This window comes from Verrucomicrobiota bacterium, assembly GCA_016200005.1.
Lineage (GTDB): Bacteria > Verrucomicrobiota > Verrucomicrobiia > Limisphaerales > PALSA-1396 > PALSA-1396.
The window spans coordinates 1-13,931 of the sequence record JACQFP010000021.1 but is presented as its reverse complement, the minus strand read 5'-3'; the positions used below and the strand labels follow the sequence as shown (position 1 = coordinate 13,931).

Below are 13,931 nucleotides of genomic sequence, written 5' to 3'. Positions count from 1 at the left end.
GGCGTATTGCCGGGAAGATCGAAAGAAACCCAAGTCGCAAAGAGAAACTTCGGAAGCTAAACCGAAATTCCCCTTCCAAACGCCCTGTGTTCTGTTATGAGTTGTCAAACCCATTACCAAGCATGGCCCGCACATGCCCAAAGTTGATATTCAGATCGAGTCAACATCGTTCTGATCTGGCACTGATGACACTGGCGATGCTTCTTGCGGGTGAATTCAGTTCTGGAGCAAGAACATTTCAGGGAACTGGAGTCGGTCCAGTTCCGGATGGCGGCAGCGGAACCCCGCCAGTTTACGGTGCTCCGCTGGTCATCAGTTTTGATGTTGTTGGTGTCAATGCTCCCATCGTCGACATTTCGGTCGCCGTCACACTAACTCACACTTGGGTTGGTGATGTTGACATGAGGCTCGCCTCTCCCAATGGCACAAACCTGGTGCTGGTCAGCAGGATCGGCGTTATGACGGCGACCGGTTTTGGAGACGATTCCAATTATGGCGGCACATACACGTTCAACGATGCCGCGCCGACCCCACCCCACATTTGGACGGTTGCGACCGATGGTTCATGTGGCGATACATGCACCGTAACGCCGGGAACTTACCGAACGACAGAAGCAGGTGATTTTGGCCAGATCAATCCCGCACCGCGGACGCAATTGAATCTGGCTTTCGCGGGAGTAACAAATCCGAACGGAACTTGGACTTTAATGGCTCGAGATGCGGCACAGAATGATGTCGGTTCGGTTACAGCAGCAAGTTTGACTGTTCACGGCACCCTTGACACAAACGTGGTAACTCACACGGGAGATGACGGGCCAGGTTCGCTGCGATATGTCCTCGCGGATTCCGGACCCGGCCATGTGATCACTTTCGCCTCGAACGTCATAGGTATGATTACATTGACCAACGGTGAATTGGTCATCGGCAAGAGTCTCAGCATCGTTGGGCCATGCGCGAAGCAACTCACAATCAGCGGCAACAATTCCAACCGCGTCTTTCACATCACCAATGGCGTCGTCAACATTTCCGGCCTGACGATCGCCAATGGTTTCGCGACAGACTATGGCGCGGGTATCAAGATGGATGGCGGCAGCAACACGATTTCGGCCTGCGCCATCGTCGGCAATCACGCGGAGTCTAACGGCTTCAGCGGCGGCGGCGGGATTTACGCAGACTCGGACGTTTATCTGAATGTCGAGAACAGCACCCTCGCCGGAAACGAGTCCGGTGCCGCCGGCGCCGGAATCTTCGCCAACGCCGGCGCGGTGCTGACCATCCGCAACACCACCATTTCGAGCAATCGCACGGTGTTCGTCGGTGGGATCACGACCAAACGCGGCGGCGGCATTGCCTTTGGTGGACTGGGTTCCGGAATCCTGACCCTGATCAACTGCACCGTCACCGGAAACTCGAGTACCAACGGCGGCGGCATTGACGACAGCGGCAGCAGCTACATCCATGTCATCACCAACAGCATCATCGCGGGCAACAGCGGCGTCACCGGCCCGGACCTCAAGGGCACGTAAACATCGGGCGGATTCAATCTGATTGGTAACACCAATGGCGCGATTGGCTTCACCGACGGGATAAATGGCGACCAAGCCGGAAGCATTGGTTCGCCGCTCAATCCGTTGCTCGGCCCGCTGGCGGAAAACGGCGGCTGCACACCCACGCACAGACCGCTGAACGGCAGTCCGGCGATCGACAAAGGGAAAAGCTTCGGTGTCGCGTCCGATCAACGAGGCGCACCGCGGCCATTTGATTTCGCCTCCACGACGGATGCAGCTGGCGGCGACGGCAGCGACATCGGCGCGTTTGAATTGGGCAGCCCGCTTCTGAACATCCAACGCACACCGACCAAGAACGTCATAGTTACATGGCCTTTGTATTATGGCGACTTCACGCTGGAAAGCGCGCCTGCGTTGCCTGCGTCGAATAATTGGAGCACCGTATCGAACGCAACAATTGTCGGCAATCAGTTCAACGTGACGAACAGCGCAGTGGATGGGAACAAACTCTATCGCCTGAAGGGATTTTGAAGGAAATCTTCGGGCCGGTGTTGAGCGTGATGACGTTCCGCACGCCGGAGGAGGCGTTCGAGCGCGCGAACAACATCCCCTACGGCTTGAGCGCGGGCGTGTGGACAGACAAAGGCAGCAAGATTTTCAAGATGGTCAACAAACTGCGCGCCGGCGTCGTCTGGGCGAACACGTACAACAAATTCGACCCGACGAGTCCGTTCGGCGGTTACAAGGAAAGCGGCTTCGGGCGCGAGGGCGGATTGCAGGGGTTGGCTGCGTATTGCCGCTTGGATTGAAAGGTAGAAGCGATGAACCAATCCAATTGGAAATTGAAATGGTTGTGGGTGCGTTGCTCATGGCCGTTCAAGTCCCCGGGTAAAGGGTGTAAGTTTATTGAAGACTCCATGAGTCAGGTGCGAAAAGGTGGCAGTCCACCAGAAATGGCACTTGAATGAAGTTCTGCGATGGGGGCTTCGCGATAAATCGACCGAAGTTCGGATGGTTGCCATCAAATCCGTTTCTTGCTTGATTCCATCTGCTCAGTTCGAATTGCTTGTCTCAGCGTTGGGGGATGTGGAAGCCAGTATTCGCGCGCTCGCGGCTCTTGCTCTTGGAAAATTGAAAGACTCACGATGTCTGGAGGCACTCCTCAAAGTTTCTACAATACAAAGATGAAAGGGTGCGCGTCGCTGCTGTCGAGGCGCTGCAAGTTGCGCAAGATCCGCGTGCTGTCGAGCTACTCATCAGTGCGTTGGCCGTGAGAAGGGATTGGCGAGTGCGGGAGGCTGCCACCAAAGTGCTTGGCGAACTGAATCATTCACACACATTCGACCTTCTCACCGCCGCGCTTAACGGAAGTCCGAATTTGTCTGTCCGTTTAGGTGCAGCGGAGGCGTTAGGAAAACGTCCCGATGGGACGGCGGATGGTCGTTGTTGCTTGGGGCCGTGGTCCAGCCACTTCCTGGCTGGCTAACTTCCGTGACCGCTTCGCGGCTTGCCGTCTTTGCAGTGCTATCTCCCAACATCGTCACAGCTTGCGAAGATTTTGGAGCGCGGAATTTATTCCGCTTCAACGTCCGAGGGTTCGAGCGGGCGCCGAACTTTCCAGGCGGTACAGCGGAGCGAGAGTCGAAGCGGAATAAATTCCGCGCTCCGCTGCGGTTGCGGCTTGGCCGCGCTAAGCCTTTGCGTTGCAATCCGCGATTGATCCCTCGTCGTTGGCCTTTGCGGACGTGCTCGGTCGCCGGTCGTAAGCCGTGCGCCAAGTGTTCGTCGCGCTGGCCCAACGAACAACTCCCGCGACGCGTATGCTCCCCTGAACTTCAAGTTCCGTAAATCGTGAGTTGCGCACTAACGATTTTTCATTCCCCATCGTCCGCCTTGTTGCGTTTCTTCGCGCCCCTTTCGGGTTTGGCGGGCGGGCGTTGCTCGGTGTTCTTCGTTGGCATGGGGGCTTTTAGTTCCTGACGCCAAGCCACCAGCTTCGCGTGCAGTTCCCTGACTTTGTCGGGCAGCTTGGCCACGAGATTGTTTTTTTCGCCGAGGTCATCGCGCAGGTTGTAGAGTTCGAGCCGACCGTCCTCGAAGAATTCCAGCAGTTTCCAATCGCCAGAGCGAATTGCGCCCACGGGTGTCGTGCGCCAGGTATTTTCTCCCGCGCCGAGGTAGCCGGGGAAGTGCCAGTAAATCGCTTCGCGATTCAGCGTCGCTTTGCCGCCGCTCGTCAGCAGTTTGAGATAGCTCTCGCCATCGAGCGGGTAATTGGGCGACGGTGACGCGCCTGCAACTTCGAGGAGCGTTGGGTAGAGATCGACGCTGTTGATGGGCGTGTCGCAAACGGTGCCTTTGGGAATCTTGCCGGGCCAGCGGAAGATGTAAGGCACGCGAATGCCGCCTTCGTAGAGCATTCCCTTGCCGCCGCGCAACGGTGCGTTGTCGGTGATGCCATTGGCCTTCTTGATGCCTTCGCGTTCGTATCCCCCGACGCCGCCATTATCGCTGGAGAAGATGACGAGTGTTTTTTCGGCGAGCTTCAATTCATCCAACAGCGCGACGATGCGGCCCACGCTTTCATCGACGCTGTAAATCATGGCGGCGTAGGTTGGGTCGTGATGACCGCCGGCGGGCGGCTTGGGTTTGAACTTCGCGATGAGACCGGTCTTCGCTTCGTGGGGTGAATGAACGGCGAAGTGCGGCAGGTAGAGAAAGAACGGACCGTCCTTATGACGGCGAATGAAGTCGGTGGCTTTGTCCGTCAGGAAATCGGCGAGATAAGTGCCTGGCGGATAATCGGTGCGCGGATTGGTTTTGAAATCGAAGTGTTTGTCGGCGCTGACAATCGCCTCATCGAAGCCGCGCTTCCCAGGATGATGCGGTCCATCATCGCCCAAATGCCATTTGCCGAACATGGCGGTGGCGTAACCAGCCTTCTTCAACGATTGCGCGATCGTGATTTTATCGAGCGGAAGTTTCTCCACATTGTCCACGGGCCGAAGCGGACGGCTGCGCCAGTCGAAACGGTCAATGCTGCCAACGGTATAGACGCCGGTGCGCGGCATGTATTGGCCACTCATGAGCGCGGCGCGGGTGGGCTGGCAGTTCGGCGCGCACGTCTGGCCGCTGGTGAAGCGGATGCTCTGTTTCGCCAGGCGGTCGATGTTCGGCGTCTCGTAATATTTGTTGCCGTAACAGGCGACGTCGGTGTAGCCGAGGTCGTCAGCGAGGATAAAAATGATGTTGGGTTTTTCGGGTGCGGCGGCGTGCAGGGAAATTGGAGTAGAAACAAGCGAGAGCGCCAACAGTGCTGCAATGGAAGAGGAAATCAGTTTCATGGCGACGTCCTATTGCGCGGAAGCTGGCAGGGGAACTTGACCGGGACGGCTGAGGTAGTAAATCAAATCGCGGATTTCCTGGTCGGCCAAAGGAGCGAGCAATCCTTCCGGCATCATCGAGAGTTCGCTTTGCTGCTGTGATTGGATTTCGTTTCGCGGCAGAACCAGCGTCTCGGTCTGCGTCGCGACGGTGACGGACTTGTCGTCCTGTTGCTTCACGATACCAATGAGGCTGCGTCCATCCTTGGTTTCGATGGTGGAAGCTCGATAATCATTCGGGATGACGGCGTTCGGATCGAGGATGTTTTGCAAAATGTAGTCAAGGTCGGCGCGATTTGAACCCGTGAGGTCCGGCCCGACTTTGCCACCGGTGTCGAAGAGCGTGTGGCATTGGGCGCAAATCTTGTCGAACACTGCGCGACCGCGCGAAGCGATTCCCGGCTGTGAACCGCCCGCATAATAAATGCGTTTGTATTTCTCGATTTCCTTTTTCTTGTCGGCGCTGCTGTCACGAATCGTGCCATAGACTTTTTGAAGCTGCTGGTCGATGTCGGCGTTCTTCAAGTTGCGCAACTGACGGATGATTTCGGCGGTGAGCGCATTGCGCGGAATCGTTCCGCTTTCGACGGATGCAAGCATCGGTTTGGCGAACGCAGCGCGCGAGGCGAGCGTGTTCAGCGCGTCGCGCGTTTCGCCGGTGCCGAGCGATGCGTAAACTCCGAGGATGGCATCGGGAGTGTTTGAATCGTCGTAGCCGGCCAGAGCGCGAATCGCTTGGCCGCGAAGGTCCGTGCTCTTGAGTAACTGCTGAAGCAACAGCGGCAACGACGCGTCGCGAGTGCTCAGCAACGAATCGAGCGCGGTGCGGCGGGCACCGGCTTCGGCGGACTCATCCATCAGCGTTTTCTTCAACGCCGCGAGCGCATTCGCGCTCCCGAATGTCAGTGACAGCGATTGAGCAAGGGCGCGAATTTGCGGATTTGAACTGGCGGATAGTTTGGCTTCAACCTTTTCCCAGCCTTGTGGCATCGGCACACTGCGCTGGCCTTTGAGCGCGGCGCTCAAGCCGGTGAGCATGTCGAGTTGTTTGGATGAATCGTCAAGCTTGGCCAGCGTCTCGGCGATGAGGTCGCGCGCTTCGGCAGTGCCGAGTTGTGCGATGCGGCGCGTGGTGAAATTGAGAATCTTCGGCAGCTTGGCTGTGACCGCGAGCGACAATGCTTTGACCGGCTGTGTTGCTGCGAGGACTTCGCCACCGTACCAAACCATCAGCGGGATATTGTGGTCGTTGGCGTCTTCGCTGTGCTGGAGCAACGCGGTGTAAATGTCCCAGCGTTGTTCCGGGGACAGACGTTGAAGCGCGGAAGCGAGGTAAAGTCGGACGACGGGCGATTTGTCTTCACGCGCGAGGCGGACGAATTCTTTTGAGGCTTCTGTAGATAGGCTCTTGCTTTCACAAATGAGTTGAACTGTCCAGGCCCGGAGGAATTCGTAATCGGAACGCTGCAGGATTTTCAACGCTTCATCTTCCAGAATTCCGATCGTGGAATGCTGAACTTGAAGGAAGTGGAGAGCTTCAACTTCGTTCATCGGCATCCTTAGTTTTTCTTTGGCAATTTGTTCGGGGATGTTGGTTTTGAGTTTACCATTTGCAGCGCGCTCTTGAAGAATCCGACGCGCATGTCTGGCAGCCCACTCGGACCGTAACCCCATTTGCCGCCATTGCATAAACAGAAGAGCCTCGTCCGGTTCTCTCTGCAAATCCACCTTCGTCACCTTCCGATCGTTGTAAACGATTTTGTAGATGCGGCCGTTGGAGCGGTCATGGCCATCAGGATTGGTGTGGTGGCATTGGTTCTTGTCGTACCAGTCGATGATGTAAACCGAGCCGTCCTGGTCATAGAGTTGGTTGAGCGTTTGCGACCAAGTGTCGTTGAAGTTCAGAAAGTCCTTGCCGTGATGGCCGACGTAACCGGAGCCGCTGCGCTCGGGGATGTCCATGTTGAGCCGCTGGCCGTGGATGTTGCCCATGAAAAGGTTCCCGCGATATTCGGTGGGCCAACTGTCGCCGAGATAAACCATCATGCCGGCGTGGGCGTGGCCGCCACCCGCGGCGTCGGAGCGCGCGTTGCCGGCGTGCGGGCCTTTGTTGCCGGCGTAGTGGACGTGATCGCCGACAGATTGGATGTCTTCATAGACGTAGGGGAAGATCGGTTTGCGGCTGCCGTTCTCACGATGCTTTTCGTTGCGCGCGGTTTCGTCGCGGTTGATGCTGAAATGCTCGCCGCCTTGGCGCAGGTAACGGCCGCCTTGGATCATGTGCCAGAGGTGCGGGATGACGCAGGCTTCCTCCCAAAGTTGCCCGTGTTCATCGAAGTCGATGCCCCATGGGTTGCTCGTTCCTTCCGCGAAGACTTCAAAGATGTGCTTGGTGGGATGGTAACGCCAGACCCCAGCGTCCATCCATTGACGCTCGCTCTCAGGCGCGCCGGGCTTGCCGACGTGCGAAGGACAGAAAACGCCGTGGCAACCGTATAGCCAGCCGTCCGGCCCCCAGGTGAACGTGTTCAAAGTTTCGTGCGTGTCGCGTTTGTAATCCCAACCGTCGAGGAGGATTTGCGGCGGACCAGCGGGCTTGGGCGCGTCGCTGTCTTGAATCGGAATGAACATCAGGTAAGGAGCGGCACCGACCCAAATTCCGCCAAAGCCATATTCGAGTCCGCTGACGAGGTTGAGGCCTTCCATGAAGACGGTGCGCTTGTCGAACTTGTGATCGCCGTTGGTGTCCTCGAAGACGAGGATGCGGTCTTTGCCCTGCCCTTCCGGCGCGCGAATCGGATAGGTGAGTCCTTCGGCGACCCAAACGCGACCACGATCGTCGAGACAGAAGGCTATGGGTTGCACAATGTCCGGCTCGCCGGCAAAGACGTGCATTTTGAAACCGGGCGGTAGCGTGGCAAACTTCGCAGCGTCTGCGGGCGACAGACCGGCGTAAGGCACAACATCGGCGGGCGGAGCATCAGCGGCGACTTTGGCGGGGTCGAGTTCGTTGTCAAATTTCGGTCGTTGGGCGTAGAGCTTGAAGTCGTCGAAGTTGATGTGTCCCCACCCGCCACTCGCTTGGTCGAGGATGCGAATAAAGATTTCCTTGCCGAGGTGGGGTTGAAGATCGACGACGACCGGACGCAGATTTTCGCTATCGGTGCCCGAGGTTTTGAAGAAGATCCGTTCGGTGTCGGCGCGGACGAGTTCGACACGGGTGTTGGGCGACAAGCCGCCGGCAACTAAGAAACTGGCGAAAGGTTGAGTGACTTTGAAGGGAACGGAAGTCAGCGTGCCTTGAGGTTCGTCGCCGGCGATTTCATAAGTGCCGATCCAAAAGTTTCCGGTGTGCTGGCTTCGCATGTCCGTGCGCCGTTTGGTGACGGTATCCCCTTTGATGGGTTGACCTTCGAAGGCTTTGCCGGTGGCAGTCCAATCTTTGAGCGTGCCGACTTCGAAATCTAGGTTGAGAGGTTTGCCATCTTTTCCGACGGGCGCAATGACTTCGAGCGTGGCAGCATTAATCGGCGAAATCCAAACGAAAAAGGCGAGGGAAAAGAAACCGCAGGCACGGAATAGTTGATCTTTCATAAAGGGTGGGCGGATTATCTGCCAAGTCGCCAGAAAGAGCACGTATTTTTTCTGACGCAAACGCTCTTAATTCGGGAAAGCAGACTGCTCTTTGGCTCAGGGCGAAAGCAGTTTCGGTTGGGATTTCTCCCACTCCGCTTTGCTAACCTTTTTCGTTTGTTGCAAAAAAACGAAGGTCCCCTTTTTGTTGCCGACGACAACATCGGGCCGCTTATCGCCGTTGATGTCGCCCGCCACAACTTGTGTGCCGATGCCGGAGTCGTTGTCGATGAGGTAGGGGATAAAATCGACCGACTTGTCTTTGTTGCGTACGAGCTTGAACCAATAGAGCACGGCTGGCGCATTAGGTTCGGGATCGCCTGCAGGTCCGTGGGCCCAGAAGCGCTTGCCGGTGATGATGTCTTTCAGGCCGTCGCCGTCCATGTCCACCAGATCAACGGCGTGAAGTTGGGAGAAGGTGACGCCGTATTTATTGGGGCTGGGTTTCTGCTCTTTGTTGAGAATGGAGTGTTGTTTGAAAGTGATGATTCCGTTCTCCCTGACTTGTTCATACCACGCTAGGCCGTAGCCGTGAGCTGCCAGGCTGGTGATGACGTCATTTAGGCCGTCGCCGTTGACATCGTAAACGTACATCTGGGAGCTGCCATGACCGGGTGCGAAGGGAAACTGGTGTTTTGTCCAAACGGGATCACCGCTGAGCGAGGCCGGTTGCTCCCACCAACCATCAAGTTCCAGAATGTCCTTCCGGCCATCTCCATTGACGTCGCCATAACCAAGCCCGTGAGTGAAGCGTTGCCAGTCCCCTTTCGGTGAGATGCGATGAAACGTCCACGGTTTGGTTGTGTCGGACCAGTCCGGTTCGGCGAAACCGAAGTAGCCGCCAGAGTTGCAAATGAGTTCCGGTTTACCATCGCCAGTCAAATCGCCCCAAGTTGGCGATTCATTGTCAACGACATCAAACACCTTATGTCGTTGCCAGAGGCCTTCGCGACCTTTCGGATTTTCGTACCATGACGCGTCCTGGCCTGGGAATCCCAAGATCAGAATATCGTCCCAACCGTCGTTGTTGAAGTCGTAGGCAAATGCGAAAAAATTGTCAGAGTAGGCGTTATTTGTGCCGAGAGCGCCTTCAAAACCTTGGATGGCTTCTTCAGTGCCATCATTCTTCTTGCGCTTAAATGTTTTGTTCGCGGGATAATATTCATGGCGCTTCTTGAAGTCAGGGCCTTCATACCAATACGGGCCGGAGACGATGTCCTTATAGTTGTCGTGGTTGAAATCGCCAAAGTTTGCGCCTTCGCCCCAGAACTGATCGGAGAGACGTATCTTCTTGAACGTTTGAACAGCGTAATCTTTGGCACAAATGGTGGTCGCGCCCAAAACGAACACGGTAAAGGCGAGCGGAAATTTGAACATGGCGGATATCCTTCGCTATTATTTCTGACTTGGTCAAGCGGTATGCGTCGCGTGCTGTTGCGTTAAATTTTGGCGGCTGCTTGAACCAACTGGCAACTGAGAGCTGTTCGGGGATAAGTTAGAGCCTGTCCGAGAAATCGCCTGGGCAATCAGGGCGCGGGTTGAGGGAACAAAAACAATCAGGCAAAACCACCGATTAAAATGGTTTTGCCCGAAAGCAGCGGGTTATGATTTTCACGCTAATGAAAAACCATTCACCCGCCGCCCCAATCCTACCCTTCCAACCGACCCTGCGTCCAGCTTTGCCTGTGGTTCTGGGCAATGTCGATTACCAGGATTTCGAGCAGCAACTGCGCCGCATCGACCAGCTCCTGCTCTGGAGCGGCGTGGAAAAAAGTTTCGTCGAACAAAGCCTCCGGCGTTACGACCAGCAATTTCCCGCCGCCAAAACCAAGGCCCGGCAAGGCCATCAACAGCACAGTTACCGCGCCCTGCGTTGCACGGTGCTCCGAGGATGGTTGGGGGAAGATTATCGCGGGCTGAGCCGGCGGCTGGCCGAGTGCCCGCTCTTCCGCTGGTTTTGCGGGATGGAAGAACTGGCCGCCGTGCGTGTGCCCGGCAAAAGCACTTTGCAGGATTACGCCCACTGGTTGCCGGCCGAAACGATGCGCCCGCTGATTGAGCAAATGATCCTAGCGGCCCAGCAGCCGTCGGGCGCGTCGGCTTTGGAACTGGCCCACGCCCTCGAATTGGAAACGGTGTGGGTGGATACGACGTGTCTGAAAGCCAACATTCATTTTCCGGTGGACTGGGTGCTGTTGTGCGATGCGGTGCGAACCTTGATGAAAGCCACGCGCTTGATTCGTGCCCACGGTCTCAAGCAGCGCATGGAGCCGCCCGAGAATTTTCTCAAAGCGATGAACCGCTTGAGCCTGCAAATGACCCATGCGCGCCGGGCCAAAGATTCCAAAAAACAACGCAAGCGAACCCTGCGCCTGATGAAGCAGCAGGTCAAAGTCGTGGCCGGACACGCGCGACGACACCGGGAGTTACTGGATCAAGCCTGGGGCCAAACCGACTGGACGCGCCCGCAAGCCGAGGTGGTGTTGCGGCGGATCGACGGCGTGCTGGCGCTCTTGCCGGCCGCGCAAAAGCAGGCGCACGAACGCATCATTGGCGAGCGCCAAGTGAACAACGCCGACAAGGTGCTGAGCCTGTATGAAACCGACACGCGCGTGATCGTGCGGGGCAAAGCCGGGGCGGAAGTGGAATTTGGCAACACCCTGTTGCTGGCCGAACAAAAAGACGGAGTGATCGTGGACTGGCAGTTGCATCGCGAGAGCGCGCCGGCGGACCGGCGGCAACTGCCGCAGAGTTTGGCACGGATGGAGGCGGCTTACGGCGTCGGAGTGATCCGGGCGCTGGGCACGGATCGGGGCTTTTGCAGCGCGGCCAACCAGGCGTTGCTGGCCGCCCAGGAAATTTACGACGGGATTTGTCCGAAGCACCCGGCACGGCTCAAAGAGAGAATGGAAGAAGAACGCTTTGGGCAACTGCAACGGCGGCGCAGCCAGACCGAAGGCCGCATCGGGATATTCAAGAACGGATTTTTGGGGCGCCCGCTGCGGGCCAAAGGATTTGCGCATCGGGAGCTGGCGGTCGTCTGGCAGGTCTTGACCCACAACCTGTGGGTGCTGGCGCGACTGGAACAAAAACAAGTGCTGGCGCAAGCCGCCTAAAAGGACGGCGCGCAACCCACGGCCAAACACGAGGGAAGCGGTGTGTCCGCCGCCGGGCCAAAAGCGATTGCAAAAGCCAGGATCACCATAAAGACCACCCCTGCCGCCGCCCGCGCCCGGAACTTCCTCCGACGTTTTCCGACCCTTTTCAAAAATGCGCGTTTTGCGGACAAGCTCTACCTATGGTTGGCGTGTCCAGTTCAAATTGTGCGGTACGCCGGCTGGGCTATTCGAATCGAGCAGGCAGGTATTGCCAGGCTCTATTCGCCGGGCATAAACACTACTCGCCCAGTCTGCTTTTCGACCCGAACGTAGTGACTCGCTCCAGGTGGAGGATAGCGCACATCAAGATCAAAGCGCACCCACCAGACGTCATTAGTCGGGTGGTCAACTGTAATCCTGTAGTCCTCAACCTTGCGTCCGGCCTTCCTAAACTCTCGTTTAGCCATTGCGAGCACCTCAGACTCAGCCGACACAGGTGTCGTTGTCTTCTCTTTCAAGCACGATGAGCACAATAAACAGACAGTCAGCGAAATGAGCAGCCAAGCGGCAATCGAGTTCATGGCGATTCCCCTTAATTGCACTTGTTGTCCTTCAAGCCTTGGTTGTCACGGTCAATTCCCGCTTGAATGGCAGCCTTATCCTTTTTTTTGCAGTGCGTCAGAAGATCTTCACGGCACTTCTTGCCTGCTTTGAAGGCCTTGCATTCTGACTGGCGAAGAAATTCAAGGTATCCGTCGCCGCCTACGGGTACAGTGCCATTATTCTGACCTTTGCAGACGCCATCGCCGTATCGCTTTAACCAATCCTGCAAGTGCGAATACTCATGTTCGCCTGTGCATTTCCTATCAGGACCTTTGTTTTTGTTCTGGATGGTGAGCTTTCCGTTAAAACAAATGACCGTATTGTGGCCGCCTCCGGGTGGAAAATCGGTCGGCGTGACGAACAAGCCAAAGCGGTCGAACAGGTCTACTGGATCATTTCCCGCAAACTCAAAAAGATTTAGGCCGCCTCGTTCCCCAATGGGATCTCGGTTCAGCCACCGCTGCAAATTGGGATGATAGAAGCGGTAGCCGTAGTAATACAGCCCGCTGTTGACATGAATCTCCTTGCTCGAAAAACGATACACGTTCGCTCCGGACAGCGTGCCGCTTGCGGTGATTGCGTTTCCAAACGGATCATACCGGTAATTGGCTACCACCGATTGGGAGCTGTTCAGCATGTACGTCACGTTCCCGTTCCCGTCGGCATGATAAACGTTATGGTTCGTCCAACTGCCACTGCCCGATTGATACGCGTGGCTGCGCCCCAACAATCCACCAATTCCACCCGCACCTTCCAAGCTCCCGCTCAGATCAGTCCCGCGCGTATAAGCGACCGTCGGCGTGTTGCTGCTGTTGCGTTCTTGAATCACCCGCATCCCGTCATAGAGGTAGCGCGTCTCAGAAGAAACGATCCAAACAGAACCGTCAGTCGTGTACTCCACCCGCTTGCGCAACCGCCCCTTGCCATCGTAAATGAACTCCGTCCGCTTGTCCTTGGAATCTGTGGGCGACCCGTCGCCGTTGTAGCCGCCGTCATAATGATACCAATTCTGCAATTGATTCTCGTCGTCGTAGCTGAAACCATCCGCGATGCCCGCACTGAAGGTTACGTTGCCATTGTCATCGTAGGTCTGCGCGCCGACTGGCGTCGCGTTGGTCAACTGGTTCTTCCCGTCCACCTTGAAGCTGTAAGTCGTCGTGTTGTTGGTGCGGTAATTGAGATTCCACGCCGCGTCGTACACATACTTCCGATCCTGAGCCGCCACCGAACTGTCCGCATTGGTCAACTGGCCGATGTTGTCGTACGTGTAACCGTACGTGGCCGCGTCCATGAACGTCTGCTGCGTGCGCTGATTGCCCGCGGTGTAAGAGTATTCGTGCTTGTTCGTCAGCACGTTCGCGCTGGTCTTGAGATACGTCCCCGTCAACCGCGCCATGCTGTCGTAGGTGTAGGTGTTGGTGATGTAGGAAGTATTGCCAAGCAAAACCTTTTTCGGCAATGGACTTGCCGCGTTCGCCGCGCCGAGGGTATAGGTGAAGGTGCCGCCGGGCGCCGTGACACTCGTCAGGTGTTTCGCCGAGTCGTAACCAAACTGGTTGGTCCAACGTAACCGACAGCCAGACTGCCTTGGGTGAGTGGCACGGAAGCTGACGAAGGAACGGGAGTAAATCAGGCGGCGGAACGCATGGCGGCGCGTCTGGCTTTGGCCCAGGCTGCGGGCGTGAGGGATTTCAGGTCGGAGGTCT

The 13,931-nt window shown here is 56.7% G+C and carries 9 protein-coding genes and 1 pseudogene; 6 read left to right on the top strand and 4 right to left on the bottom strand.

Going from position 1 to position 13,931, the window contains the following annotated elements; translation table 11 throughout:
- The first annotated feature begins 185 nt into the window (after positions 1-185).
- From HY298_06995 to HY298_06975, 5 genes and pseudogenes are all read left to right on the top strand, one after another.
- Positions 186-1,526, top strand: a complete 1,341-nt coding sequence (locus HY298_06995) for a proprotein convertase P-domain-containing protein (protein MBI3850021.1) — start codon at positions 186-188, stop codon at positions 1,524-1,526.
- Positions 1,527-1,631: 105 nt separating this feature from the next.
- Positions 1,632-2,039 carry a hypothetical protein gene (locus tag HY298_06990; GenBank protein ID MBI3850020.1) on the top strand — a complete coding sequence of 136 codons (408 nt, stop codon included), beginning with the start codon at positions 1,632-1,634 and terminating at the stop codon, positions 2,037-2,039.
- Positions 2,039-2,317: pseudogene (locus HY298_06985) on the top strand (aldehyde dehydrogenase family protein). The gene HY298_06990 and the pseudogene HY298_06985 overlap by 1 nt, the downstream one beginning before the upstream one ends.
- A gap of 151 nt (positions 2,318-2,468) precedes the next feature.
- The gene (locus HY298_06980; GenBank protein MBI3850019.1) at positions 2,469-2,696 is read left to right on the top strand and encodes a HEAT repeat domain-containing protein; all 228 of its coding nucleotides are present in this window, start codon (positions 2,469-2,471) and stop codon (positions 2,694-2,696) included.
- A gap of 4 nt (positions 2,697-2,700) precedes the next feature.
- Complete coding sequence (locus HY298_06975) at positions 2,701-2,994, top strand: HEAT repeat domain-containing protein (GenBank protein ID MBI3850018.1); 294 nt, start codon at positions 2,701-2,703, stop codon at positions 2,992-2,994.
- Positions 2,995-3,382: 388 nt separating this feature from the next.
- Here HY298_06975 and HY298_06970 read toward each other — a convergent pair whose 3' ends face one another.
- The 3 genes from HY298_06970 to HY298_06960 form a co-directional block, all read right to left on the bottom strand.
- Complete coding sequence (locus HY298_06970; GenBank protein MBI3850017.1) at positions 3,383-4,852, bottom strand: sulfatase; 1,470 nt, start codon at positions 4,850-4,852, stop codon at positions 3,383-3,385.
- Positions 4,853-4,861: 9 nt separating this feature from the next.
- Entirely contained in the window at positions 4,862-8,485 is a 3,624-nt protein-coding gene (locus tag HY298_06965; protein MBI3850016.1) for a c-type cytochrome, read from the bottom strand.
- Positions 8,486-8,581: 96 nt separating this feature from the next.
- Entirely contained in the window at positions 8,582-9,901 is a 1,320-nt protein-coding gene (locus tag HY298_06960) for a VCBS repeat-containing protein (protein ID MBI3850015.1), read from the bottom strand.
- Positions 9,902-11,088: 1,187 nt separating this feature from the next.
- On the opposite strand from HY298_06960, the gene HY298_06955 reads away from it, so the two are divergent.
- The gene (locus HY298_06955; protein MBI3850014.1) at positions 11,089-11,640 is read left to right on the top strand and encodes a transposase; all 552 of its coding nucleotides are present in this window, start codon (positions 11,089-11,091) and stop codon (positions 11,638-11,640) included.
- A gap of 574 nt (positions 11,641-12,214) precedes the next feature.
- Here the strand turns inward: HY298_06955 and HY298_06950 are convergent.
- On the bottom strand, positions 12,215-13,931 hold a 1,717-nt coding region (locus HY298_06950; protein ID MBI3850013.1), incomplete at its 5' end, for an RHS repeat-associated core domain-containing protein.

What these genes read in the sequence shown, in the direction of transcription:
- HY298_06995 (MBI3850021.1), top strand. Translation starts at nt 186, where the DNA reads ATGACACTGGCGATGCTTCTTGCGGGTGAATTCAGTTCTGGAGCAAGA.
- HY298_06970 (MBI3850017.1), bottom strand. Translation starts at nt 4,852, where the DNA reads ATGAAACTGATTTCCTCTTCCATTGCAGCACTGTTGGCGCTCTCGCTT.
- HY298_06965 (MBI3850016.1), bottom strand. Translation starts at nt 8,485, where the DNA reads ATGAAAGATCAACTATTCCGTGCCTGCGGTTTCTTTTCCCTCGCCTTT.
- HY298_06960 (MBI3850015.1), bottom strand. Translation starts at nt 9,901, where the DNA reads ATGTTCAAATTTCCGCTCGCCTTTACCGTGTTCGTTTTGGGCGCGACC.